The organism is Streptomyces longisporoflavus, from assembly GCF_014649775.1.
Lineage (GTDB): Bacteria > Actinomycetota > Actinomycetes > Streptomycetales > Streptomycetaceae > Streptomyces > Streptomyces longisporoflavus.
Map to the genome: position 1 here is coordinate 32,844 of NZ_BMTR01000018.1, position 24,166 is coordinate 57,009.

The 24,166-nt window shown below is 69.8% G+C and carries 21 protein-coding genes; 16 read left to right on the forward strand and 5 right to left on the reverse strand.

What is annotated here, in order from left to right; translation table 11 throughout:
• Window positions 1-56: 56 nt before the first annotated feature.
• From recG to mutM, 8 genes are all read left to right on the forward strand, one after another.
• Window positions 57-2,276 (forward strand): ATP-dependent DNA helicase RecG, encoded by a 2,220-nt coding sequence (gene recG, locus IE226_RS30995; RefSeq protein ID WP_190084733.1) that lies wholly within the window; start codon window positions 57-59, stop codon window positions 2,274-2,276.
• Window positions 2,277-2,347: 71 nt separating this feature from the next.
• Window positions 2,348-2,941: a 16S rRNA (guanine(966)-N(2))-methyltransferase RsmD gene (gene rsmD / locus IE226_RS31000; protein WP_190084734.1), complete on the forward strand. Its 594-nt coding sequence runs from the start codon at window positions 2,348-2,350 to the stop codon at window positions 2,939-2,941.
• Between the two features lie 26 nt (window positions 2,942-2,967).
• Entirely contained in the window at window positions 2,968-3,447 is a 480-nt protein-coding gene (gene coaD / locus IE226_RS31005) for a pantetheine-phosphate adenylyltransferase (protein ID WP_190084850.1), read from the forward strand.
• A gap of 100 nt (window positions 3,448-3,547) precedes the next feature.
• Window positions 3,548-4,627 carry a cell division initiation protein gene (locus tag IE226_RS31010; RefSeq protein WP_190084735.1) on the forward strand — a complete coding sequence of 360 codons (1,080 nt, stop codon included), beginning with the start codon at window positions 3,548-3,550 and terminating at the stop codon, window positions 4,625-4,627.
• Window positions 4,628-4,745: 118 nt separating this feature from the next.
• Window positions 4,746-5,441, forward strand: coding sequence for a YceD family protein (locus IE226_RS31015; protein WP_190084736.1), 696 nt, complete (start codon window positions 4,746-4,748; stop codon window positions 5,439-5,441).
• Between the two features lie 2 nt (window positions 5,442-5,443).
• Window positions 5,444-5,617 carry a 50S ribosomal protein L32 gene (gene rpmF / locus IE226_RS31020; protein WP_003951102.1) on the forward strand — a complete coding sequence of 58 codons (174 nt, stop codon included), beginning with the start codon at window positions 5,444-5,446 and terminating at the stop codon, window positions 5,615-5,617.
• 7 nt (window positions 5,618-5,624) lie between these two features.
• Entirely contained in the window at window positions 5,625-6,485 is an 861-nt protein-coding gene (gene rnc / locus IE226_RS31025; protein WP_190084737.1) for a ribonuclease III, read from the forward strand.
• Between the two features lie 112 nt (window positions 6,486-6,597).
• Window positions 6,598-7,461: a bifunctional DNA-formamidopyrimidine glycosylase/DNA-(apurinic or apyrimidinic site) lyase gene (gene mutM / locus IE226_RS31030; RefSeq protein WP_190084738.1), complete on the forward strand. Its 864-nt coding sequence runs from the start codon at window positions 6,598-6,600 to the stop codon at window positions 7,459-7,461.
• Here mutM and IE226_RS31035 read toward each other — a convergent pair.
• Both IE226_RS31035 and IE226_RS31040 read right to left on the reverse strand, forming a co-directional pair.
• The gene (locus tag IE226_RS31035; RefSeq protein ID WP_190084739.1) at window positions 7,431-7,826 is read right to left on the reverse strand and encodes a winged helix-turn-helix transcriptional regulator; all 396 of its coding nucleotides are present in this window, start codon (window positions 7,824-7,826) and stop codon (window positions 7,431-7,433) included. The two genes, mutM and IE226_RS31035, sit on opposite strands and share 31 nt — an antisense overlap.
• A 69-nt stretch (window positions 7,827-7,895) precedes the next feature.
• The gene (locus IE226_RS31040) at window positions 7,896-8,837 is read right to left on the reverse strand and encodes a CAP domain-containing protein (RefSeq protein WP_190084851.1); all 942 of its coding nucleotides are present in this window, start codon (window positions 8,835-8,837) and stop codon (window positions 7,896-7,898) included.
• Window positions 8,838-8,968: 131 nt separating this feature from the next.
• On the opposite strand from IE226_RS31040, the gene IE226_RS31045 reads away from it, so the two are divergent.
• From IE226_RS31045 to IE226_RS31060, 4 genes are all read left to right on the forward strand, one after another.
• On the forward strand, window positions 8,969-9,250 hold the full coding sequence (locus tag IE226_RS31045) for an acylphosphatase (RefSeq protein WP_190084740.1): 282 nt from the start codon (window positions 8,969-8,971) through the stop codon (window positions 9,248-9,250).
• Window positions 9,251-9,635: 385 nt separating this feature from the next.
• Entirely contained in the window at window positions 9,636-9,839 is a 204-nt protein-coding gene (locus IE226_RS31050; protein WP_190084741.1) for a hypothetical protein, read from the forward strand.
• Between the two features lie 268 nt (window positions 9,840-10,107).
• Complete coding sequence (gene smc, locus IE226_RS31055; RefSeq protein WP_190084742.1) at window positions 10,108-13,680, forward strand: chromosome segregation protein SMC; 3,573 nt, start codon at window positions 10,108-10,110, stop codon at window positions 13,678-13,680.
• A gap of 212 nt (window positions 13,681-13,892) precedes the next feature.
• On the forward strand, window positions 13,893-15,344 hold the full coding sequence (locus IE226_RS31060) for a sugar porter family MFS transporter (protein WP_373307064.1): 1,452 nt from the start codon (window positions 13,893-13,895) through the stop codon (window positions 15,342-15,344).
• 44 nt (window positions 15,345-15,388) lie between these two features.
• Here IE226_RS31060 and IE226_RS31065 read toward each other — a convergent pair whose 3' ends face one another.
• Entirely contained in the window at window positions 15,389-16,369 is a 981-nt protein-coding gene (locus tag IE226_RS31065; protein WP_190084744.1) for an LLM class flavin-dependent oxidoreductase, read from the reverse strand.
• A gap of 90 nt (window positions 16,370-16,459) precedes the next feature.
• On the reverse strand, window positions 16,460-17,911 hold the full coding sequence (locus IE226_RS31070; RefSeq protein ID WP_190084745.1) for a purine-cytosine permease family protein: 1,452 nt from the start codon (window positions 17,909-17,911) through the stop codon (window positions 16,460-16,462).
• A gap of 198 nt (window positions 17,912-18,109) precedes the next feature.
• Here IE226_RS31070 and ftsY point away from each other — a divergent pair, with 198 nt between their 5' ends.
• Window positions 18,110-19,318: a signal recognition particle-docking protein FtsY gene (gene ftsY / locus IE226_RS31075; RefSeq protein ID WP_190084746.1), complete on the forward strand. Its 1,209-nt coding sequence runs from the start codon at window positions 18,110-18,112 to the stop codon at window positions 19,316-19,318.
• A gap of 160 nt (window positions 19,319-19,478) precedes the next feature.
• Here the strand turns inward: ftsY and IE226_RS31080 are convergent, their stop codons facing one another.
• Window positions 19,479-20,141: a bifunctional DNA primase/polymerase gene (locus IE226_RS31080; RefSeq protein WP_190084747.1), complete on the reverse strand. Its 663-nt coding sequence runs from the start codon at window positions 20,139-20,141 to the stop codon at window positions 19,479-19,481.
• A 434-nt stretch (window positions 20,142-20,575) separates the two neighbouring features.
• On the opposite strand from IE226_RS31080, the gene nsdA reads away from it, so the two are divergent.
• The 3 genes from nsdA (at window position 20,576) to IE226_RS31095 (ending at window position 24,093) form a co-directional block, all read left to right on the forward strand.
• Window positions 20,576-22,051 (forward strand): transcriptional repressor NsdA, encoded by a 1,476-nt coding sequence (nsdA, locus tag IE226_RS31085; RefSeq protein ID WP_190084748.1) that lies wholly within the window; start codon window positions 20,576-20,578, stop codon window positions 22,049-22,051.
• A 339-nt stretch (window positions 22,052-22,390) separates the two neighbouring features.
• Window positions 22,391-23,758, forward strand: a complete 1,368-nt coding sequence (locus tag IE226_RS31090) for an ammonium transporter (protein WP_190084749.1) — start codon at window positions 22,391-22,393, stop codon at window positions 23,756-23,758.
• Complete coding sequence (locus tag IE226_RS31095; RefSeq protein ID WP_190084750.1) at window positions 23,755-24,093, forward strand: P-II family nitrogen regulator; 339 nt, start codon at window positions 23,755-23,757, stop codon at window positions 24,091-24,093. Before IE226_RS31090 ends, IE226_RS31095 begins: the two co-directional genes overlap by 4 nt.
• Window positions 24,094-24,166 lie beyond the last annotated feature (73 nt).

Sequence of the window (24,166 nt, forward strand, 5' to 3'; positions counted from 1 at the left end):
CTTCTGACCAGCGGATTTCAGAGACGTACGCCGAATTGTCAGTGGCGTGGTGTGCAATGGATCTCGTGCCCGCGCTCGAAGAACCCCTGAAGAAAGTGGTCGGTCCCGCCACCGCGAAGGTGATGGCCGAGCACCTCGACCTGCACACGGTCGGCGACCTGCTGCACCACTACCCGCGGAAGTACGCCGAGCGGGGCGAGCTCACCCGCCTCGCCGACCTGCCTCTCGACGAACACGTCACCGTGGTCGCCCGGGTCGCGACGGCCCGCATCCTGACGTTCAACGGCGGCAGGGGCCAGCGCCTCGAAGTGACGATCACCGACGGCAGCGGGCAGCTCCAGCTCGTCTTCTTCGGGCGGGGCATCCACAAGCCGCACAAGGACCTGCTGCCCGGCACGCGCGCGATGTTCGCGGGCAAGGTGTCCGTCTTCAACCGCAAGATGCAGCTCGCCCACCCCGCGTACGAACTCCTCAAGGGCGACCCCGACAACCCCGACAACGCCGACGAGGCGGTGGACTCCTGGGCCGGCGCCCTCATCCCCATCTACCCGGCCACCGCCAAGCTGGAGTCCTGGAAGATCGCCAAGTCCGTGGACGCGGTCCTGCCCAGCGCCCGCGAGGCCGTCGACCCGCTGCCGCCGAGCCTGCGCGAAGGCCGGGAGCTGATCCCGCTCCCCGAAGCGCTCCTGAAGATCCACCGCCCGCAGACCAAGGCCGACATCGAATCCGCCCGCGACCGCCTGAAGTGGGACGAGGCCTTCGTCCTCCAGGTGGCCCTGGCCAGGCGGCGTTACGCGGACGCGCAGCTCCCCGCGATCGCCCGCCGCCCCCGCGAGGGCGGCCTGCTCGACGCCTTCGACGCCAAGCTGCCCTTCACGCTCACCGAGGGCCAGCAGAAAGTCTCCAAGGAGATCTTCGACGATCTCGCCACCGAGCACCCGATGCACCGCCTCCTCCAGGGAGAGGTCGGTTCAGGAAAGACGATGGTCGCCCTGCGCGCCATGCTCGCCGTCGTGGACGCGGGCGGGCAGGCCGCCATGCTCGCGCCCACCGAAGTCCTCGCCCAGCAGCACCACCGCTCGATCACCGAGATGATGGGCGAGCTCGCCGAAGGCGGCATGCTCGGCGGCTCGGACCAGGGCACCAAGGTCACGCTGCTCACCGGCTCCATGGGCGCCGCGGCCCGCCGTCAGGCCCTGCTCGACCTGGTCACCGGCGAGGCCGGGATCGTCATCGGCACGCACGCGCTGATCGAGGACAAGGTCCAGTTCCACGACCTGGGCCTGGTCGTCGTCGACGAACAGCACCGCTTCGGGGTCGAGCAGCGCGACGCCCTGCGCGGCAAGGGCAAGCAGCCCCCGCACCTCCTCGTCATGACGGCCACGCCCATCCCGCGCACGGTCGCGATGACGGTCTTCGGCGACCTGGAGACCTCGGTCCTCGACCAGCTCCCCGCGGGCCGCTCCCCGATCGCCAGCCATGTCGTCCCCGCCGAGGACAAGCCCCACTTCCTGGCGCGCGCGTGGGAGCGCGTGCGCGAGGAGGTGGAGAACGGCCACCAGGCGTACGTGGTCTGCCCCCGGATCGGTGACGACGTCGACGAAGCCGCCGACCCGAAGAAGGCCAAGAAGAAGGCGGAGGAGGAAGCCACCGCCGACAAGCGGCCCCCGCTCGCCGTCATCGAGGTCGCCGAGCAGCTCGCCCGCGGCCCGCTCAGCGGCCTGAAGGTCGAGGTCCTGCACGGCCGCATGCAACCCGACGACAAGGACGCGGTCATGCGCCGCTTCGCCGCCGGCGAGACGCAGGTCCTCGTCGCGACGACGGTCATCGAGGTCGGCGTGAACGTCCCGAACGCCACCGCCATGGTGATCATGGACGCCGACCGCTTCGGCGTATCGCAGCTGCACCAGCTGCGCGGCCGCGTCGGTCGTGGCTCGGCACCCGGTCTCTGCCTCCTGGTCACCGAGATGCCCGAGGCGAGCCCGGCCCGCGCCCGCCTGGGGGCGGTGGCCGCGACGCTCGACGGCTTCGAGCTCTCCCGGATCGACCTGGAGCAGCGCCGCGAAGGCGACGTACTGGGCCAGGCGCAGTCGGGCGTCCGCTCCAGTCTGCGCATGCTCGCGGTCATCGAGGACGAGGAGATCATCGCCGAGGCCCGCGAGGAGGCCGTCGCGGTGGTCTCCGCCGACCCGGATCTGGAGCGCCTGCCCGAGCTGCGCACGGCCCTGGACGCCCTCCTGGACGACGAGCGCGAGCAGTACCTCGACAAGGGCTGACAGGCGGCAGGGGCACAGGGACTGAGAGACTGAGGCCGGATCTTCCCGTACGTACACCGACAAGGACTCAGATGACCCGCGTGATCGCCGGTGTGGCCGGCGGACGTCTGCTCGCCGTCCCGCCGGGAAGCGGTACCCGGCCCACGTCCGACCGCGCGCGCGAAGGCCTGTTCTCCACCTGGCAGGCCCTGCAGGGCACGCTGGACGACGCGCGCGTCCTCGACCTGTACGCCGGGTCCGGGGCCATCGGCCTCGAAGCACTCTCGCGCGGCGCGAGCCACGCCCTGCTCGTCGAGACCGACGCCCGCGCGGTGCGCACCATCCGGGAGAACGTGAAGGCCATCGGCCTGCCCGGCGCGGAGGTCAGGGCGGGCAAAGCCGCCCAGATCATCCAGGGCGGCGCCCCCACGACCCCGTACGACCTGGTCTTTCTCGACCCTCCGTACGTGGTCACGGACGTCGATCTTCGGGAGATCCTGCTCACACTCCTTGCCGGGGGCTGGCTCACGGACGATGCGCTCGTCACCGTTGAACGCAGTACCAGAGGCGGAGAATTCAGCTGGCCCGACGGCTTCGACGCTCTGAGGTCCCGTCGCTACGGCGAAGCCACGTTTTGGTACGGTCGCGCCGCCTCTACGTGCGACGACTCAGTGATCGCGCCATGACCGGACCGGAGAGCGAGGGACTTCAGTTGCGCCGCGCCGTCTGTCCGGGGTCATTCGACCCCATCACCAATGGACACCTCGACATCATCGCCCGCGCCTCCCGCCTTTACGACGTGGTGCATGTCGCGGTGATGATCAACCAGTCGAAGAAGGGCCTCTTCTCCGTGGAGGAGCGGATCGAGCTGATCCGCGAGGTCACCGCCGATTTCGGGAACGTCGAGGTCGAGTCCTTCCACGGCCTTCTCGTCGACTTCTGCAAGCAGCGCGACATTCCGGCCATCGTCAAGGGTCTGCGAGCGGTCAGCGACTTCGACTACGAGCTGCAGATGGCCCAGATGAACAACGGCCTCTCGGGCGTCGAGACCCTCTTCGTGCCCACCAATCCCACCTACAGCTTCCTCTCCTCCTCGCTGGTCAAGGAGGTCGCCGCCTGGGGCGGCGACGTGGCCCACCTGCTGCCGCCGGTGGTCCACGAGGCTCTGGCGGAGCGCATCGGCAAGAAGTGACGCGAACTGACAGCCCGTCACCCGGTGTCGGACGGCCGCCGACTGGCCTTACAGTCGTGCCGTCCGTCTCCAACCAGCTGTAGAGAGTGGCGAGCACACGGTGGACGTGCAGAAGAAGATCGACGAGATCGTCGAGGCGGTCGGCAGCGCCCGGTCCATGCCCATGTCGGCCTCCTGCGTGGTCAACCGCGCCGATCTGCTGTCGATGCTCGAAGAGGTGCGCCAGGCGCTGCCCGGCTCCCTGGCCCAGGCCCAGGAGCTCATCGGCGGCCGTGAGCAGCTGGTCGAGCAGGCCCGCCAGGAGGCGGAGCGGATCATCGAGAGCGCGCACGCCGAGCGCGGTTCGCTGATCTCCGACACGGAGGTCGCCCGCAACTCCCGGGGCGAGGCCGAGCGCATCCTCGCGGAGGCCCGCCAGGCCGCCGAGGACGTCCGCGTCGAGGCCGACGACTACGTGGACAGCAAGCTGGCCAATTTCGAGGTCGTCCTCACCAAGACGCTCGGCTCGGTCGGCCGCGGCCGCGAGAAGCTGCTCGGCACCGGACCCGGCCTCGACGAGCAGGGTCACGAGGACGAGGACGCCCCGCAGCGCAGCCACGACCCCGAGACCCTGCGCCGGGACGCGGACGCGTACGTCGACGCCAAGCTCGGCGCCTTCGAGGCGGTCCTCGCCAAGACCCTGGAGGCGGTCGGCCGCGGTCGGCAGACCCTGCACGGCCGTGCGCCCGCCGACGACCTCGCGGCCCTCGCGGAGGGCCTCGCGGGGCCGCAGGCGCACACCACGGACGCCGAGTACCTCGCGGGTCTCACCGACCCGGCCGCGTCCCGGGCCCAGGCAGCCCCCGCCCCCGTCCACGAGGCCCCGCCGCCACCGCAGACGGCCCCGCAGATCCCCGCGCAGCAGCCGTACGCCCCGCCCCAGCAGGAGCCGGACCCGTACGGCTACCAGCAGCAGGATCAGTACGCCTACCAGCAGCAGTACGCCCAGCAGGACCCGTACGGCTACCAGCAGCAAGATCCGTACGGCTACCCGCAGCAGGGGTACGACCAGACCCAGCAGCAGGGGTACGCGGAGCCGCAGCAGCAGCACCCCGCCCCCGGCGTGCTCGACGAGACCAGTCTTTTCGACACCGGCATGATCACTGCCGAGCAGCTGCGCCAGTACGAACAGGGCCGCTAGCCCCCGCCCGGCGGTGCCTCCGGGACCGGATTGGGCCGAGAGCGAAAGGTCCAGTATCCTGGCTCTTCGGTCGCGCGTACGTCCGCGATCCGGGCTGCCCGATCAGTGAGTGAAGCTCATGACGGGGCCGCTCTCCTTGAACTTCCAGGATTCGAAAGCAGGAAAAGCCCTGAGTGCTCACCTTGACCACCGAAACCCTCTCGTGTTCGACACACACGAGCTGGGTCGGCGTCCTGGTGCGCTGCAGCGGCTGACCCGGTCCGTCGAGGCCCCCGGTGCTCCGGGCGTCTTCGGCATCGACGGGGTCATCGGAGTGCCGGCAGGCGCTCCGGTCGAGCTGGAGATCCGCCTCGAGTCGGTCATGGAAGGTGTGCTTGTCACAGGCACCGCCCGTGCGACGGCCGAGGGGGAGTGCGTAAGGTGTCTGGAGCCGCTGAAGCTTGATGTGGACGCGGACTTCCAGGAGATGTTCTCGTACCCTGACGCCGACGACCGGGGCCGCACCGCGGAACCGGCCGACGACGCCGAGGACGACGAGGACAGGCTCTATCTCGAGGACGGCTTGTTCGACCTCGAGCCCGTGCTGCGTGATGCGGTGGTGCTCGCACTGCCGATGCAGCCGGTGTGCCGGGACGACTGTCCGGGCCTGTGTTCCCAGTGCGGAGCGCGGCTCGCGGACGACCCGGAGCACCATCATGACGTCGCCGACATCCGTTGGGCGGCTTTGCAGGGACTCGCCGGGACCATCCAGGACGGCGAGAAGGACGACGTGAGCGGCGCCGAAGCCGGCGTCGACGAGAAGCAGGAGAAGTAGCCGTGGCTGTTCCGAAGCGGAAGATGTCGCGCAGCAACACGCGCCACCGCCGGTCGCAGTGGAAGGCTGCGGTCCCCACCCTGGTTGCGTGCGAGCGCTGCCACGAGCCGAAGCAGCAGCACATCGCGTGCCCGAGCTGCGGCACGTACAACAAGCGCCAGGTCCTCGAGGTCTGAGCGGCTGGTGAGAGGCACCGTGTCTAGCCACAAGATGGCGGAAGACGCCAACGCTGAAAAGGCTGCGAACGCCAAGAAGCAGGCGGAAAACACGGCCTCGTCCCACACGCTTTTGGAAGGGCGGCTCGGGTACAAACTCGAGTCCGCCCTTCTGGTGCGTGCACTGACCCACCGTTCGTACGCGTACGAGAACGGCGGTCTGCCGACGAATGAGCGGCTCGAGTTCCTCGGGGACTCGGTGCTCGGTCTCGTCGTCACGGACACGCTCTATCGCACCCACCCCGACCTGCCCGAAGGCCAGCTGGCCAAATTGCGGGCCGCGGTGGTCAATTCGCGTGCGCTTGCGGAGGTCAGTCGCGGCCTCGAACTCGGCTCCTTCATCCGGCTCGGCCGGGGCGAAGAGGGCACGGGTGGCCGGGACAAGGCATCCATCCTCGCCGACACCCTTGAAGCGGTGATCGGCGCGGTCTATCTGGACCAGGGTCTGGACGCGGCGGGCGAGCTGGTGCACCGGCTCTTCGACCCGCTGATCGAGAAGTCCTCGAACCTGGGCGCGGGTCTGGACTGGAAGACCAGCCTCCAGGAGCTCACCGCGACCGAGAGCCTCGGTGTTCCCGAGTACCTCGTCACGGAGAGCGGCCCGGACCACGAGAAGACCTTTACTGCTGCCGCCCGCGTCGGAGGCGTCTCGTACGGCACCGGCACCGGCCGCAGCAAAAAGGAAGCGGAGCAGCAGGCCGCGGAGTCCGCGTGGCGCGAGATTCGCTCCGCCGCGGATGAGCGGATTGCGGCGGCCGAAGCCGCCGCCGGGGCTGCATCCGCCGTTGCCGCGAAGGTTGACGGGGGCTCCGAAGCTCCGTCTGCCTGACAGGCGCTTTACTGTTGGTGCCGGTCGCCTTCTGGTGGCCGGCACCAGCCATTTTCGCCGCTTCGCGGCGGGTTTCCCACCCGTCCGCCCGTCACCCGGAGTCAAGACCCACATGCCCGAGCTGCCCGAGGTCGAAGTCGTCCGGCGCGGTCTTGAGCGGTGGGTGGCTCATCGCACCGTCGCCGAGGTCGAGGTGCTGCATCCGCGCTCCGTACGGCGGCACGTCGCGGGCGGCGACGACTTCGGGCTCCGCCTCAAGGGCCACCGGGTCGGTACGGCGATGCGGCGCGGCAAATATCTGTGGCTGCCCCTGGAGGACAGCGGCACCTCGATCCTCGCCCACCTCGGCATGAGCGGACAACTGCTCGTCCAGCCGCAAGAGGCGCCCGACGAGAAGCACCTGAGGATCCGGATGCGGTTCGCCGACGAGCTCGGCACCGAGCTGCGCTTCGTCGACCAGCGCACCTTCGGCGGGCTCTCGCTGCACGCGAACACCCCGGACGGACTGCCGGACGTCATCGCGCACATCGCACGCGATCCGCTGGACGAGCTCTTCGACGACGCGGCCTTCCACACCGCGCTGCGCCGCCGCCGTACGACGATCAAACGCGCCCTGCTCGACCAGTCGTTGATCAGCGGAGTGGGCAACATCTACGCGGACGAGGCCCTTTGGCGGTCGAAGCTGCACTACGAGCGGCCCACCGCCACGTTCACGCGCCCGCGCACGGCTGAACTCCTGGGCCACGTACGGGACGTGATGAACGCGGCTCTCGCCGTCGGGGGCACGAGTTTCGACAGCCTCTACGTGAACGTGAACGGCGAGTCCGGATACTTCGAGCGGTCGCTCGACGCCTATGGACGCGAGGACGAGCCGTGCCGCCGGTGCGGTACGCCGATGCGCCGTCGTCCCTGGATGAACCGCTCCAGCTACTTCTGCCCGCGCTGTCAGCGGCCGCCGGCCGCCAGGTTGTCGTAGCGCTCGCGCGCTTCGAGGACGCCGTCCATCCTGCCTTCCACGAAGCGGATGAGGTCCATCAGACGGTCGGTGATCTCCCGCCCCAGCGGGGTGAGTTCGTAGTCCACCCGCGGCGGGTTCGTGGGCTGTGCCTCGCGGTGCACCAGGCCGTCGCGCTCGAGGGCGTGCAGGGTCTGGGACAGCATTTTCTCGCTCACGCCGTCGACCCGGCGGCGCAGTTCGTTGAAACGGAACGTGCCGTCGTGCAGAGCGCCCAGGGTGAGCGCGCCCCAGCGTCCGGTGACGTGCTCCAGGGTGCCGCGCGAGGGGCACTGCCTGGAGAACACGTCGTACGCCATGTCCTCGGCCCGAGCGGTGGAATCCATGCCGCAAGGATACTCCCGCACAGCGCTACCCCAGGGGTTGCGCTAACCGAGAGTTAGTGAGATCCGCCCCTAGAAGCCGAAGTCCTGCGTCCACCAGGGCCCGCCCGGCGCGAAGTGCGCGCCGACGCCCAGGGTCTTGTAGTCGCAGTTGAGGATGTTGGCCCGGTGGCCGGGACTGTTCATCCAGGCGTCCATCACGGACTGCGCGTTCGCCTGGCCGCGGGCTATGTTCTCGCCGCCCAGGTCCGATATGCCGGCCTTCTCGGCGCGGTCCCAGGGGGTCGCGCCGTCCGGGTCGGTGTGGTCGAAGAAGTCGCGCTCGGCCATGTCCGCGCTGAAGTTCCCGGCGAGCGAGGCAAGGGCGGCGTCGGCGCGCACGGGGGAGCAGCCGGCCTTGGCCCGCTCCTCGTTCACCAGCGTGAGCACCGCCGCCTCGGCCGCGCTCTCGGCGGACGGCGACTTCGACGCGGCCGGCGGAGCCTTGGGCTTCCGGGCGGGAGTCTCGCGCGAGGGGCCGCTCGGCGCGGGCGTCTTCTTCTTCTCGGCGGCGTCGGGCGCGGGCGCCTTGGCCGACGGCTTCTTCGAAGGCTCGGCCGAGGGCTTCCCGGTGGACTGCGAGGGGGTCGGGTCCGGGGCGGCGGGGCGCTCGGAGCCACGGCTCGGCGGGGTCGACTCGCGCTCGGCGGTGCCGCTGTCGCCGCCCTGGGGGGACACCTCGCTGGGAGTCGTGGCGGCACGCACCTTGTTCGAGTCGCCGCCACCGCCCAGGGTGTAGTTCTCGGCGCCGGGGACGAGGCCGGAGGCGACGGCCACGGCGCCCATCGCGACGGCCGCGGACACACCGAGCAGGCCGGTGCGCACCGGTGCGGAGCGGCGGGCCCTGCGACGGTGCGAGGCGGTGGCGGGGCGGTGCTCCGGGGTGCCGGGGTACCCGCCCGCGTAGGCGTCGGGGGCCTCTGTGGCGCGGCCGGTGGCGGCTGCCCCTGCGCCGGAGCGTCGGTGGCGTCCCATCTCCTGGCCTTCCTCGTACTGGCGGTCAAAGTGGCTCACCCATACGAGTGAGGCTCATCGAGTCGGGACTGTACGCGATGGCGCATGGGGACGAAGTGCTCCGAGAGCAATTGGCCGGTTAGCGTGCACCCATGAACGAAGAAGTCAGACTCACGGCCTGGGTCCGTGGCCAGGTGCAAGGCGTGGGTTTCCGCTGGTTCACGCGGGCCAAGGCCCTGGAGATCGGGGGCCTGAGTGGTTTTGCTCTCAATTTGGAGGACGGCCGTGTGCAAGTGGTCGCCGAGGGGCAGCGCGCGGGCGCCCAGGGGCTGCTCGACTGGCTGCGCGAGGGCGACACACCCGGCCGCGTCGACGGTGTGACTGAGATCTGGGACACTCCCCGCGGCATCTACGAGACGTTCGCGATTCGCTGACGGAGCGGTGTCGGGCGGGCCCGCCCCGGAGTGGTCAGGGCAACCGCCCGGGGCAGAAAACGCCTGGTGGTTGCCAAGAACCGCGTGTCGTGGCAGGCTCCCCCGTGCAGGATGATCGACACGCCCCCAGGGCCCCGCAGCAGAGGCCGCGCCGCCGTTTTGACGGCCGCAGGCCCCCGGGTTGCCCGCCAATACGGGGCGTGATCGTGTTGACCGTCAAACTTTTTGGTGAGACTCTGGAATCCCCGCGCACCTTAACTGTTTGGCATGTGAGAACGGCCAGCAAGACCCAGCACAAGAACAACGAGTGCCAAGCACCGCGGGTGCGATTCCCTCACGACCCACACCGCTTCGGTCGGTCACTCATTGTGGAGGACCATCCATCATGGCAAAGGCGCTTCTCGGTTACGTCGGCGGTTCCGACCCGCGACTTCTCGCCGAGATGCGACGGCTCCAGCAGCGTGTCCAGGACCTGGAATCCGAGCTCACCAAGATCCAGGCCGAGAACGACGCGCTCGCGGCTGCCGCTTCTCACGAATCGCTCCTCGAGAGCCTCGACGTACCCCAGGCGGAGCCTGCGCTCACCTGACCACCCTCTCAAGTAAGGCGCAAACCTCGCAGGCTGCGTGACGCTTCAACGCGCTGACTCACCTCTGGCTCTGCGGGCAGCCTGTTGACGCACGTGGTCGGGCTGCCCATGTCAGCCGCTTGTCCAGATCTGCAAGGGACGCTTCGGCGTCCCTTCTTTCTTGGCGCTGCCAGCATCTTTCTTGTCGCTGCGTGCCTGTTTCCGTTACACCTGATGTGCCCTGCATGTTCCTGGGTGAAACGGTCACTGAGAGGTAGAGTCCGGCGGCGTGCACCTCAAGGCCCTGACACTGCGCGGTTTCAAATCCTTCGCGTCGGCGACGACGCTGAAGTTCGAGCCGGGCATCACCTGCGTCGTCGGACCTAACGGCTCCGGCAAGTCCAATGTCGTGGACGCGCTGTCCTGGGTCATGGGCGAGCAGGGGGCCAAGTCGCTGCGCGGCGGCAAGATGGAAGACGTCATCTTCGCCGGCACCACCGGGCGCCCCCCGCTCGGCCGCGCCGAGGTGTCCCTCACCATCGACAACTCCGACGGCGCGCTGCCCATCGAGTACGCCGAGGTCACCATCACGCGGATCATGTTCCGCAACGGCGGCAGCGAGTACCAGATCAACGGCGACACCTGCCGCCTCCTCGACATCCAGGAACTGCTCTCCGACTCCGGCATCGGACGCGAGATGCACGTCATCGTCGGACAGGGCCAGCTCGACGGCGTCCTGCACGCCGACCCCATGGGGCGCCGCGCCTTCATCGAGGAGGCCGCGGGCGTACTCAAGCACCGCAAGCGCAAAGAGAAGGCGCTGCGCAAGCTCGACGCGATGCAGGCCAATCTCGCCCGCGTACAGGACCTGACCGACGAGCTCAGGCGCCAGCTCAAGCCCCTCGGCCGGCAGGCCGCCGTCGCGCGCAGAGCGGCCGTGATCCAGGCCGACCTGCGTGACACCCGCCTGCGGCTGCTCGCCGACGATCTCGTACGCCTGCGGGACGCGCTGCGCACCGAGGTCGCCGACGAGGCGGAGCTCAAGCGGCGCAAGGAGAGCGCCGAGGCCGAGTTGAAGAAGGCCCTCCAGCGGGAGGGAGACCTCGAGGACGAGGTGCGGCGCCTCACACCGCGGCTCCAGCGGGCGCAGCAGACGTGGTACGAGCTCTCGCAGCTGGCCGAGCGGGTGCGCGGCACGGTGTCGCTCGCCGAGGCCCGGGTCAAGAGCGCGACCGCCGCGCCCCCGGAGGAGCGGCGCGGCCGTGACCCGGAGGACATGGAGCGCGAGGCCGCCCGGATCCGTGAGCAGGAGGCGGAGCTGGAGGCAGCCCTCGAAGCGGCCGAGCACGCGCTTGCGGACACCGTCGGCCACCGTGCTGATCTGGAGCGGGAGTTGGCGGTGGAGGAGCGCCGCCTCAAGGACGCGGCGCGGGCCATCGCCGACCGGCGTGAGGGGCTCGCGCGACTGCACGGCCAGGTCAACGCGGCGCGTTCGCGGGCCGGGTCCGCGCAGGCCGAGATCGACCGGCTCTCCCTGGCGCGGGACGAGGCGGGGGAGCGCGCGGTCGCCGCACAGGAGGAGTACGAGCAGCTGAAGGCCGAGGTCGACGGGCTCGACGCCGGTGACGCGGAGCTCGGCGAGCGGCACGAGGAGGCGAAGCGTTCCCTCACGGAGGCCGAGGCCGCGCTGACCGCGGCGCGGGAGGCGGCCACCTCCGCCGAGCGCAAGCGGGCGGCGGTCGCCGCCCGGCACGAGGCGCTCGCGCTCGGCCTGCGGCGCAAGGACGGCACGGGGGCGCTGCTCGCCGCCAAGGACCGCCTCGCGGGGCTGCTCGGTCCGGCGGCGGAGCTGCTCTCGGTCACTCCGGGGTACGAGGTGGCGGTCGCGGCGGCGTTCGGCGCCGCGGCGGACGCGATCGCGGTGACCACACCCGCGTCGGCGGCGGAGGCCATCCGGCTGCTGCGCAAGCAGGACGCCGGGCGGGCCGCGCTGCTGCTGACGGGCGCGCCGGAGACAGCGGGCGCCGACCCCGGTGACGTACGGCCGGCAGGTTCGGAAGGGCCGCCCTTGGTCGCCGAACTGGTGCGCGGTCCGGGCGAGTTGATGCCCGCGGTGCGGCGGTTGCTGCGAGGGATCGTGGCCGTCGGGACCCTTGAGGACGCCGAGGACTTCGTCTACGCCCACCCGGAACTCACCGCCGTCACCACCGAAGGCGACCTGCTCGGGGCACACTTCGCGCACGGCGGGTCCGCCGGGGCGCCGAGCCTGATCGAGGTGCAGGCCTCCGTCGACGAGGCGGCGGCCGAGCTTGAACAACTCGCGGAACAGTGCGAGGAGTTGGCCCGCACGCAGCAGGACGCCGGTGAGCGGCGCAAGGAGGCCGCGGCGCTCGTCGAGGAGCTGGGAGAGCGCAGGCGCGCCGCCGACCGGGAGAAGTCGTCCGTGGCGCAGCAGCTTGGCGCGCTCGCCGGGCAGGCGCGCGGCGCCGCCGGTGAGGCCGAGCGCAGCGCGGCCGCCGCCGCCAAGGCGCAGGAGGCGCTCGACAAGGCGGTGCAGGACGCCGAAGAGCTGGCCGAGCGACTTGCCGTGGCGGAGGAGGCCCCGGCCGAGGAGGAGCCCGACACTGCCGTACGGGACCGGCTCGCCGCCGACGGGGCCAACGCCCGGCAGACCGAGATGGAGGCCAGGCTCCAGGTGCGTACGCACGAGGAGCGGGTCAAGGGTCTCGCGGGACGTGCCGACTCGCTCGACCGGGCGGCCCGCGCCGAACGCGAGGCACGCGCGCGTGCCGAGCAGCGCAAGGCCCGGATGCGGCACGAGGCCGCGGTCGCCGACGCCGTCGCCCATGGCGCCCGGCAACTCCTCGCGCACGTGGAGGTCTCGCTCGTACGGGCGCAGGAGGAGCGGGCCGCCGCCGAGCGGGCCAAGGAGGTGCGGGAGCGGGAGCTGACCGCCGAGCGGGGCCGCGGGCGCGACCTCAAGGCGGAGCTCGACAAATTGACGGATTCAGTCCACCGCGGCGAGGTACTCGGTGCCGAGAAGCGGCTGCGGATCGAGCAGCTGGAGTCCAGGGCACTGGAGGAACTCGGTGTGGAACCGGCAGGCCTCGTCGCCGACTACGGCCCCGACCAGCTCGTGCCGCCCTCGCCCGCCGCCGAGGGCGAGGAGCTGCCCGAGGACCCGGAGCACCCGCGCAACAAGCCGGTGCCCTACGTCCGCGGTGAGCAGGAGAAGCGGCTGAGGTCAGCCGAACGGGCGTATCAGCAGCTCGGAAAAGTGAATCCGCTGGCCCTGGAGGAGTTCGCCGCGCTGGAGGAGCGTCACAAGTTCCTCAGCGAGCAGTTGGAGGACCTGAAGAAGACGCGGGCGGACCTCCTGCAAGTGGTGAAGGAGGTCGACGAGCGCGTCGAGCAGGTCTTCACCGAGGCCTACCGGGACACGGCCAGGGAGTTCGAGGGCGTCTTCTCGCGGCTCTTCCCCGGCGGCGAGGGGCGGCTCATCCTGACCGACCCCGACAACATGCTCGCCACGGGCGTCGACGTCGAGGCCCGGCCGCCCGGCAAGAAGGTCAAGCGGCTCTCGCTGCTCTCCGGCGGCGAGCGCTCGCTCACGGCCGTCGCGCTGCTCGTTTCGATCTTCAAGGCGCGGCCCAGTCCCTTCTATGTGATGGACGAGGTCGAGGCCGCGCTCGACGACACCAACCTGCAGCGGCTCATCCGCATCATGGAGGAGCTGCAGGAGGCCTCGCAGCTCATCGTGATCACGCACCAGAAGCGGACGATGGAGGTCGCGGACGCGCTGTACGGCGTCTCCATGCAGGGAGACGGCGTCTCGAAGGTGATCAGCCAGCGGCTCCGTTAGCCCGTCACCGACTGACCTCAGTCCTTCATCGACCCTCCTTCACAACTTCAACACTTGAACGAAGTCCGCCTCAGGAGTGCCTGAAATTCACAGGAACCCAGGTCTTGACTTCGAAACTTGAAGGCATAGTCTCTGCAACGTTGCTTTTACCTTCAGGTGGTGGGCGGCGCGAAGTTGTGCGCCACTTGAAGTGCTCACCCCCACCCCCGGCGATGTTGCCGGTGGCCCGAGGAGTCCATGTGACCAGCACAACGAAGGCGCCGCAGCCCGGAGGCAGAGAGGCCCATCCGGATCATCTCGGCCATGTCATCTTCATCACGGCAGCCGCCGCGATGGGTGGCTTCCTCTTCGGCTACGACAGTTCGGTGATCAATGGCGCCACCGTCGCCATCCAGCACCGCTTCGACGTAGACGCGAACATGCTCGGCTGGATCATCGCCACCGCACTGCTCGGCTGTGCCGTCGGTGCCGCGATCGCCGGGCGTATCGCCGACCGCATCGGCCGCATCCGCTGCATGCAGATCGCCGCCGTCCTCTTCGCCGCGAGTGCCGTGGGCTCCGCCCTGCCGTTCGCCGCGTGGGACCTGACGATGTGGCGTTTCATCGGCGGTATCGGCATCGGCATGGCCTCGGTCATCGGCCCGGCCTACATCGCCGAGGTGGCCCCGCCCGCGTACCGAGGCCGTCTCGCCTCCTTCCAGCAGGCCGCGATCGTCATCGGCATCGCCGTCTCCCAGCTGGTCAACTGGGGCATCCTGAACATGGCCGACGGCGACCAGCGCGGCAAGCTGATGGGCCTGGAGGCCTGGCAGCTGATGCTCGGCGTCATGGTCATCCCCGCCGTCCTCTACGGCCTGCTCTCCTTCGCCATCCCCGAGTCGCCGCGCTTCCTGATCTCGGTCGGCCGCAACGCCGAGGCGAAGAAGGTGCTCGGCGAGGTCGAGGGCACCGAGATCGACCTGGACGGGCGCGTCGCCGAGATCGAGGAGGGCATGCGCCGCGAGCACAAGTCGTCCTTCAAGGACCTGCTCGGCAAGGTCGGCTTCCTGCCGATCGTCTGGATCGGCATCGGGCTCTCGGTGTTCCAGCAGCTCGTCGGCATCAACGTGATCTTCTACTACTCGAACCAGCTGTGGCAGTCGATCGGCAAGGACCCGAGCAGCTCGTTCCTGTACTCGTTCGAGACGTCGATCGTGAACATCGTCGGTACGGTCATCGCGATGGTCTTCGTCGACCGCATCGGCCGCAAGCCGCTCGCCATCATCGGCTCGGCGGGCATGGCGCTCGCGCTCTTCACCTGCGCCTGGGCGTTCTCGTACCGCACCGGCACCGGCGACAACGTCTCGCTGCCCGACGCGCAGGGCCTTACGGCGATCATCGCTGCCAACTTCTTCGTGCTTTTCTTCGCCCTCTCCTGGGGCGTGGTGGTCTGGGTCCTTCTCGGCGAGATCTTCCCGAACCGGATCCGTGCCGCCGCTCTCGGTGTCGCCGCGTCGGCGCAGTGGCTCGCCAACTTCGCGATCACCAAGACGTTCCCGAGCATGTCCGAGTGGAGCCTGACCGGCTCGTACATCATCTACGGCGGCTTCGCCCTGATCTCGATCCCCTTCGTCATGAAGTTCGTCAAGGAGACGAAGGGCAAGACCCTGGAGGAGATGGGCTAATCCCCGCTGCCCCTCCTCTGAGGAAGCTGCCCCGGTTCAAGGACCTATTCCTTGAGCCGGGGCAGTACGTTTTCGCAGAAGTGGTGCAGGCTGCGCCAGCCCTCGTCCACCGGCATCCCGCCCGACAGCGGGTGCAGCACGAGATTGGCGGCGCCGCCCCGCACGTACGCCACGCACTGGTCGGGCGTCAGGACGCGGTAGACGCCCTCGGCGCGCAGCTCCTCGACCGTGGTGGCGGCGGACTTCACAGCCGAGCGGATGTCCTTGGACTGCCAGGAGGCGTACGTACGGGCCTCGTGCAGGAAGTGTTCGCCGTGCTCGGCCCAGGTGCGGTCCGGGTCGTCCGCGATGTGCAGGAGCGGGGTCTCGGCCGCGGGCATCATGGTCCAGCCCTCGGTGCCGTACTCGGCGAGGCGTTCCTTGTAGTACGCATCCAGGTCCGGCAGATGGGCGCTGGGAAAGAACGGCAGGCCGAGCCGGGCCGCGCGGCGGGCCGCCGCCTGCGAGGAGCCGCCGACCAGGAGCAGCGGGTGGGGCCGGGTGAACGGACGAGGGGTGACGCGTACGGTGCGGCCGCGGAACTCGAAGGGCTCGCCGGTCCATGCCTTCAGGAGCGTTTCGAGCAGTTCGTCCTGGAGCTTGCCGCGACGCTTCCACTCGACGCCGAACGCCTCATACTCCGCGGGCCGGTAGCCGATCCCCGCCACCGTCACCAGCCGGCCGCCGCTGAGCAGATCGAGTACGGCGATGTCCTCGGCGAGCCGCAGCGGATCGTGCAGCGGGCCGATGATCGCGGAGACCGTGACCGCGATGCGCCGGGTCGCGCCGAACACGGCGCCGGCGAACGTGAAGGGGGAGGGCAGCCAGTTGTTCCCGACGCCGTGGTGCTCCTCGGTCTGCACGGTGGAGATGCCCCGGTCGTCCGCGTACGCGGACATCTCCAGGGCGGCCTTGTAGCGGTCGCTGAGCGTGGTGGGCGTGGCGTCCGGCTCGACGAGGTTGAAACGTACGACTGTGACGGGCATGGAAACGTCCCCCTTCACCGTGGACGGGCGAAGAGGGACGTTAGATGACGCGGTGTCAGATGACCAGTGTCCGGGAGCAGTTGCTCCGGATCAGGCCGAGACCAGCTCCGTGTCGCCGTCGCCCTTGCCCTCGGGGGCCTCGGGCGTCTCGGCGGCGGGGTCCCTCGGCAGGACCGCGTACAGCGCGGCGGCGATGAGGATCGTGGCCAGCCAGCCCAGGCCGTTGCGACCGACCCAGGACGTGGCGAGCGGACCGCTGAACCAGTCGACCTTCGTGAAGAGCAGGCCCACCACCAGGGCGATCGCCCACGCGGTCATGGCCTGCCAGGCGAAGCCCGCCTTGTACCAGTAGGCGCTCGTGCGCTTGGTGTCCATCAGCGCCTCGCCGTCGTACGTCTTCCTGCGCAGCATGTCGATGCCGAAGACGCCGATCCAGGCGGAGAACGCGACCGCGAGCAGCGTGAGGAAGGAGATGAACGAGCCGATGAAGCTGGTGGCCACGTTCATCAGGAGGTAGCCGAAGATCAGGCTGATGAGGGCGTTGATGGACACGGCCCAGGTGCGCGGGACCTTGATGCCGAGCGTCATCGCGGTGAAGCCCGCGGAGTACATCGACATCGAGTTGATCAGGAGCATGCCGATCAGGGCCATCAGGAGGTACGGCACCGCGATCCACGTCGGGAGCAGCTCGCCGAGGAAGGAGACCGGGTCGGACGCCTTGGACAGGCTCGGCGTGCTGACCGCCATGACCGCGCCCATCAGGACCATCGGTACGACGACGATGCCGGCGCCGCCGATGGCGTTGCCCACCAGGGCCTTGTTGGAGGCGTTGCGCGGGAGGTACCGCGTGAAGTCCGGGCCGGTCGGGACCCAGCTGATGCCGCCCGCGGCGATCGTGCCGATGCCCGCGATCATCGCCGCGGTGGAGCCCGCGGACCGCGAGAAGACGTCGGACCAGGGGGTGTTGGCCACCAGGTAGACCAGGACGAGCACGCTGAACGCGCCGAAGAGGTACGTCGCCCAGGTGTTGCAGACGTGCAGGACCTTGCGGCCCAGGCCGCTGATCAGGAACGTACAGGCGACGAAGGCGACCAGCGTGACGACCGTCAGCCACGTGCTGGACTTCACGCCGAAGCAGATGTCCAGGACGGTGATGATCGCGTACGCGCCCGTCACCGCGTTGATCGTCTCCCAGCCCCAGCGCGCGACCCAGATCAGCGAGCCGGGGAAGAGGTTGCCGCGCTGGCCGAACACGGCGCGCGAGAGCGTCATGCCGGGGGAGCCGCCGCGCTTGCCCGCGATGGAGATCAGACCGACCAGGCCGTAGCTGAGGATCGGCGAGACGAGCGCGACGACCAGGGCCTGCCAGAAGTTGAGGCCGTTCGTCGCGATGCCCGCGCCCATGGTGAGCAGCAGGACGCTGATGTTGGCCGCCACCCAGGTGGGGAACAGCTCGCGGGTCCGGCCCGTGCGCTCGGAGTCGGGGACGGGCTCGAGGCCGCGTGTCTCCAGGGCGCCTTCGGTTTCGGCGGTGGTGCTCATGGGGTGGGGTCCGTGCCTCTCGCTCGGATCGCAACGCCGCGATCCGTCCGTGGGGGTGATCGCGTTGGACTCTACGCGCGTTGATGCGGAGAGCTCCATCGTACTTTAGTCCGAGTAGTGCCCTCTATGAGCTTATGTTCTTTGGAGGAAGCTCCAAGCTGGGCCCGTGTTGCCCCCATGGCTGATACTGGGTGAGTTATGGAAATCGTCATCCTTGCTGTAGTCATCGCCGTGGTCGTGATCGGCGCGCTCGGCGGGCTCGTGATCGGCAGCCGCAAGAAGAAGCAGCTGCCTCCGAAGGCCCCGTCCTCGACGCCCACCATCACCGCTCCTCCGGCCGAGCCGCATGTCGGCGACGAGGCCGAGACGCCGCGCGACGAACCGCGCCGCACGATCGAGGAGGTGGAACTCCCGCTCGCCGAGCCGACGGCGTCGGCCCCGGTCGTCATCGAAGAGCCGGCCGCGCCGGAGATCGAGACCCCGGAGCCCACGGCAGGTCGCCTGGTCCGCCTGCGCAGCCGGCTCTCCCGCTCGCAGAACGCACTCGGCAAGGGGCTGCTCACGCTCCTCTCCCGCGAGCACCTGGACGAGGACACGTGGGAGGAGATCGAGGACACGCTCCTCACCGCCGACGTCGGCGTCGCCCCCACCCAGGAGCTGGTCGAGCGCCTGCGCGAGCGCGTCCGTGTGCTCGGCACCCGAACCCCGGACGAGCTGCGCACCCTCCTGCGCGAGGAGCTGCTCACGCTGGTCGGTCCCGAGCTCGACCGTACGGTCAAGACCGAGTCGGGCCTGGAGACGCCCGGCATCGTGATGGTCGTCGGCGTGAACGGCACCGGCAAGACCACCACCACCGGCAAGCTCGCCCGCGTCCTGGTCGCCGACGGCCGCTCGGTGGTCCTCGGCGCCGCGGACACGTTCCGCGCCGCCGCCGCCGACCAGCTGCAGACCTGGGGCGAGCGCGTCGGCGCGCGTACGGTCCGCGGCCCCGAGGGCGGCGACCCGGCGTCGATCGCCTTCGACGCGGTCAAGGAGGGCATCGCGGAGGGCGCCGATGTCGTCCTCATCGACACCGCGGGCCGGCTGCACACCAAGACCGGCCTGATGGACGAGCTCGGCAAGGTCAAGCGCGTCGTGGAGAAGCACGCCCCGCTCGACGAGGTGCTGCTCGTCCTGGACGCGACGACCGGGCAGAACGGCCTGGTGCAGGCGCGGGTCTTCGCCGAGGTCGTCGACATCACCGGCATCGTCCTGACGAAGCTGGACGGCACGGCCAAGGGCGGCATCGTCGTGGCGGTCCAGCGCGAGCTCGGCGTGCCGGTGAAGCTGATCGGGCTCGGCGAGGGCGCGGACGATCTGGCGCCGTTCGAGCCCGGGGCTTTCGTGGATGCGCTGATCGGCGAGTAGCGGCTCCGACCGGCCCGTCGGTCGCCCCCTGGTATGGCGTGGCATCGCGCCCCGCGGGTGTGTCGTGGCCTGTCGCGCAGTTGTCCGCGCCCCTTTCGGGGCCCGAAAAGAAATGCCCGCTCCGGGGTGCAGCCGGGGCGGGCATTTCGCTGTGCGGGCGTTACGCCGGGGAGCGGTGCGCCACGTACGCCAGAGTTCCCAGAATCAGCCGCGCTTGCGGCGGATGCGTCGCCGAGTCGAGGTCCGGGGCGCGCAGCCAGCGGACCGGGCCGAGGCCCGCGTGGTCGGACGGCGGAGCCGTCAGATGGCTGCCGGGACCGCGGCCGTGCAGGTCGAGCCCCGCGTCGTCCCAGCCCATGCGGTAGAGCAGCTGGGGGAGTTCGACGGCGGCGCCGGGGGCGACGAAGAAGTGCGCCCGGCCGTCCGGCGTCGCCGCCACCGGGCCGAGCGGCAGGCCCATGCGCTCCAGGCGGAGCAGCGCCCTGCGTCCCGCCGCCTCCGCCACCTCGAGCACGTCGAAGGCGCGTCCCACCGGCAGCAGCACGGCGGCGCCGGGGAACCGCGCCCAGGCTTCGGTCACTTCGTCGAGCGTCGCCCCGGCGGGGACCTCGGGGGCGAAGGCCAGCGGGTGGGCGCCGGGAGCTGCGCAGTCGGCCGCGCCGCAGGAGCAGCGGCCGTCCAGGGCGCGTGCGCCGGGGACCGCGGCCCATCCCCACAGTCCGGTGTACTCGGCCACCGCGGTGCAGTCCGAGGCGCGGCCGCGCCGTCGGGAACCGGTGCGGGGCTTGTCGGTTCCCCGGATGCCGCCGATCGTGAAGCCCATGCCCCCTCCAACGGGTCGAGCGCGGTGTGGTTACGTGACGGAATCGGAACGTGACCCTGTGCTTTTGTGTGGGCGCTCGGCGTCCGCAAAGGGGGTGCGCCCGGTCGTGCGCGCCCTCAAGTGCTCCCCTCCGCCCTCCCTCGGACGTCCACTGTCAAGTGAATCGCTTGTCGCGGGGCGGGAGTTCATTCGAAGGGGTGGCGAATGGTGGCGTTTCCGCGATCGCCCTCGCCGGACGGGTGATCGTAGGATTACTTTCAGTGCACAGACCCTGAGTCTCGTGCTCTCGTGGGTATGCCGGAGGCAACTCGGTTTCCTGTTCGATGGGTGACGTTCTCCGGGCGCGGCGCCGCAACGCGCGGCATTCTGGTAGGGCTTGGCTACGGCCTGGCGTGGGACCGCACATAAGTGTCTTGAGGGATGGGGGCGTTCCAGTGGGCGGCAATGGCGGAAGTGGTGCGAACGCTGAGAAGCGCCCCAACGAACTGCTCAATTCCTGGTTCGTGCGCAGCGGCTGGTCGAAGGGCGAGCTGGCGCGGCAAGTGAACCGCAGGGCACGGCAGTTGGGCGCCCACCACATCTCCACCGACACCTCCCGGGTGCGCCGCTGGCTGGACGGCGAGAATCCGCGCGAGCCCATCCCGCGCATCCTCTCCGAGCTGTTCTCCGAGCGGTTCGGCTGCGTCGTCGCCGTCGAAGATCTCGGACTGCGCGCCGCGCACCAGTCACCCTCCGTCTCCGGTGTCGACCTGCCCTGGACCGGCCCCCAGACCGTCGCGCTCATCAGCGAGTTCTCGCGCAGCGACCTCATGCTGGCCCGGCGCGGCTTCCTCGGCAGCTCGCTCGCGCTCTCCGCGGGCACCGCCCTCATCGAGCCCATGCAGCGCTGGCTGGTGCCGGGACCGACGAGCCCCGTCGGCGACCCCGAGCCGCCCACGCCGTCGCGCAGGCCCGGCCGGCTGTCCAAGCCGGAGCTCGACCTCCTTGAGTCCACGACCGTGATGTTCCGGCAGTGGGACGCCCAGTGCGGCGGCGGCCTGCGGCGCAAGGCGGTCGTCGGCCAACTGCACGAGGTGACGGACCTGTTGCAGGAGCCCCAGCCCGAGGCCACGTCCAAACGGCTCTTCAAGGTCGCGGGCGAGCTGGCCGAACTGGCCGGATGGATGAGCTATGACGTCGGCCTCCAGCCGACCGCCCAGAAGTACTTCGTGCTCGCCCTGCACGCCGCGAAGGAAGCGGGCGAGAAGCCCCTCGGTTCGTACATCCTCTCCAGCATGAGCCGCCAGATGATCCACCTCGGGCGGCCCGACGACGCGCTCGAACTCATCCACCTCGCGCAGTACGGAAGCCGGGACTGCGCCAGCCCGCGCACCCAGGCCATGCTGTATGCGATGGAGGCCCGCGCCTACGCCAGCATGGGCCAGCCCGGCAAGTGCAAGCGGGCCGTGCGCATGGCCGAGGACACCTTCGCCGACGCGCTGGACTTCGACGAGCCCGAGCCCGACTGGATCCGCTTCTTCTCCGAGGCCGAGCTGAACGGCGAGAACGCCCACTCGTTCCGTGACCTGGCCTATGTCGCGGGACGCAGCCCCACGTACGCCTCCCTCGCCGAGCCCGTCATGGAGCGTGCCGTCGAACTCTTCGGCAAGGACAGCGAGCACCAGCGTTCGTACGCACTGAATCTCATCGGGATGGCCACGGTCCACCTGCTCCAGCGTGAGCCCGAGCAGAGCACGGTCTTCGCGCACGAGGCGCTCACCATCGCCAAGAAGGTCCGCTCCGAGCGCGTCAACACCCGCCTTCGCAAGACCGTGGACACCGCCGTGCGGGACTTCGGCGACCTCGCCGAGGTCGTGCAGCTCACGGACCAGCTGGCCATCGACATGCCGGAAACCGCGGAGGCGGTCTGACGGCGTCCCACCAGAGCCCCGGCCGCGGCCGGCCCATCCCGAACTGCCCGACTCGGCTCCCCCATGCCAGGTCAATCGGATGGCCGCCGCGGCCGGTTCTTGTCGTGTGCGCAGGGTATGAAAACGCACCCCGCCCGACCCGGCAGTTCATGGACGCGTAACACGTACGACCTCTTCGTCACTGCGGCGAAACATCGAGGGGCGCCTCCCGAAACGGCGCTGCGCCAATCTCGTGGCGCATAACGGCCCACCCTTCCCCAAGCTCTCGGCTCCGCTCGACCAGGGGAGACCCCACCAGCCCCGCCCGCACGGGCCGCATACGACGACGAGGAGACGCCGATGCCCCCAGGCATCACGATCGCCGCAGACGCCCCGCAGCTGTCTGCCGCCAACACAGGGTTCATGCTCATCTGTTCCGCCCTGGTGATGCTCATGACGCCGGGACTCGCCTTCTTCTACGGAGGCATGGTCCGCGTCAAGAGCACACTGAACATGCTGATGATGAGCTTCATCAGTCTGGGGATCGTCACCATCCTCTGGGTGCTGTACGGCTTCTCCATCGCGTTCGGCACCGACCACGGCAGCCTCTTCGGCTGGTCGTCCGACTACGTCGGCCTGAGCGGCATAGGGCTCACCGAGCTGTGGGACGGCTACACCATCCCGGTCTATGTCTTCGCGGTCTTCCAGCTGATGTTCGCGATCATCACACCCGCGCTGATCAGCGGTGCGCTCGCCGACCGCGTGAAGTTCACCGCCTGGGCGCTGTTCGTCGCGCTCTGGGCCACCGTCGTCTACTTCCCGGTCGCGCACTGGGTGTGGGGGACCGGCGGCTGGGCCTTCGAGCTCGGTGTCATCGACTTCGCCGGCGGTACGGCCGTGCACATCAACGCCGGTGCCGCCGCGCTCGGCGTGATCCTGGTCATCGGCAAGCGCGTCGGCTTCAAGAAGGATCCGATGCGGCCGCACAGCCTGCCGCTCGTCATGCTCGGCGCGGCGCTCCTGTGGTTCGGCTGGTTCGGCTTCAACGCCGGGTCGTGGCTGGGCAACGACGACGGCGTCGGCGCGATGATGTTCCTGAACACGCAGGTCGCCACCGCCGCGGCCATGCTGGCCTGGCTCGCCTACGAGAAGATCCGGCACGGCGCGATCACCACCCTCGGTGCCGCTTCGGGCGCCGTCGCCGGTCTCGTCGCGATCACCCCGGCCGGCGGCTCCGTCTCGCCGCTCGGCGCGATCGCCGTCGGAGCCATCGCCGGTCTGCTGTGCGCCATGGCGGTCGGCCTCAAGTTCAAGTTCGGCTACGACGACTCCCTCGACGTCGTCGGTGTCCACCTCGTCGGCGGTGTCGTGGGCTCGCTGCTCGTCGGCTTCTTCGCCACGGGCGGCGTCCAGTCCGACGCCAAGGGCCTCTTCTACGGAGGCGGCCTCGAACAGCTGGGCAAGCAGGCCGCCGGTGTCGGCGCCGTACTCGCCTACTCCGTCATCGCCTCCGCGATCCTCGCCCTCCTGATCGACAAGACCATCGGGATGCGGGTCAGCGAGGACGAGGAGGTCGCGGGCATCGACCAGGTGCAGCACGCCGAGACCGCGTACGACTTCAGCGGAGCGGGCGGCGGCACGGCGCCCCGTACCGCCGCTGTGCCCGGCCCGCCGGCCCCGGAAGCCGGCAAGGCTGCGAACGAGAAGAACAAGAGGGTGGACGCATGAAGCTCATCACCGCGGTCGTCAAGCCGCACCGCCTCGACGAGATCAAGGAGGCCCTCCAGGCCTTCGGTATCCAGGGCCTGACCGTCACGGAGGCCAGCGGCTACGGCCGCCAGCGCGGCCACACCGAGGTCTACCGCGGCGCCGAGTACACCGTCGACCTCGTGCCGAAGATCCGGATCGAGGTCCTCGTGGAGGACGACGACGCCGAACAGCTGGTGGATGTCGTGGTGAAGGCGGCCCGGACGGGCAAGATCGGGGACGGCAAGGTCTGGAGCGTCCCGGTCGACACGGCGGTCCGGGTACGGACCGGCGAACGCGGGCCCGACGCGCTGTGAGCCGGCCCGCGCTCGGCTGAACAGACTGTGCGGGCCGGGCAGGCGGAACTGAGCGGGACTTAGCGGGACTGAC

Coding starts and splice junctions, on each gene's coding strand:
- recG (WP_190084733.1), top strand. CDS start 57: ATGGATCTCGTGCCCGCGCTCGAAGAACCCCTGAAGAAAGTGGTCGGT.
- rsmD (WP_190084734.1), top strand. CDS start 2,348: ATGACCCGCGTGATCGCCGGTGTGGCCGGCGGACGTCTGCTCGCCGTC.
- IE226_RS31015 (WP_190084736.1), top strand. CDS start 4,746: ATGACGGGGCCGCTCTCCTTGAACTTCCAGGATTCGAAAGCAGGAAAA.
- mutM (WP_190084738.1), top strand. CDS start 6,598: ATGCCCGAGCTGCCCGAGGTCGAAGTCGTCCGGCGCGGTCTTGAGCGG.
- IE226_RS31035 (WP_190084739.1), bottom strand. CDS start 7,826: ATGGATTCCACCGCTCGGGCCGAGGACATGGCGTACGACGTGTTCTCC.
- IE226_RS31040 (WP_190084851.1), bottom strand. CDS start 8,837: ATGGGACGCCACCGACGCTCCGGCGCAGGGGCAGCCGCCACCGGCCGC.
- IE226_RS31045 (WP_190084740.1), top strand. CDS start 8,969: ATGAACGAAGAAGTCAGACTCACGGCCTGGGTCCGTGGCCAGGTGCAA.
- IE226_RS31050 (WP_190084741.1), top strand. CDS start 9,636: ATGGCAAAGGCGCTTCTCGGTTACGTCGGCGGTTCCGACCCGCGACTT.
- IE226_RS31060 (WP_373307064.1), top strand. CDS start 13,893: ATGTTGCCGGTGGCCCGAGGAGTCCATGTGACCAGCACAACGAAGGCG.
- IE226_RS31065 (WP_190084744.1), bottom strand. CDS start 16,369: ATGCCCGTCACAGTCGTACGTTTCAACCTCGTCGAGCCGGACGCCACG.
- IE226_RS31070 (WP_190084745.1), bottom strand. CDS start 17,911: ATGAGCACCACCGCCGAAACCGAAGGCGCCCTGGAGACACGCGGCCTC.
- ftsY (WP_190084746.1), top strand. CDS start 18,110: ATGGAAATCGTCATCCTTGCTGTAGTCATCGCCGTGGTCGTGATCGGC.
- IE226_RS31080 (WP_190084747.1), bottom strand. CDS start 20,141: ATGGGCTTCACGATCGGCGGCATCCGGGGAACCGACAAGCCCCGCACC.
- IE226_RS31090 (WP_190084749.1), top strand. CDS start 22,391: ATGCCCCCAGGCATCACGATCGCCGCAGACGCCCCGCAGCTGTCTGCC.
- IE226_RS31095 (WP_190084750.1), top strand. CDS start 23,755: ATGAAGCTCATCACCGCGGTCGTCAAGCCGCACCGCCTCGACGAGATC.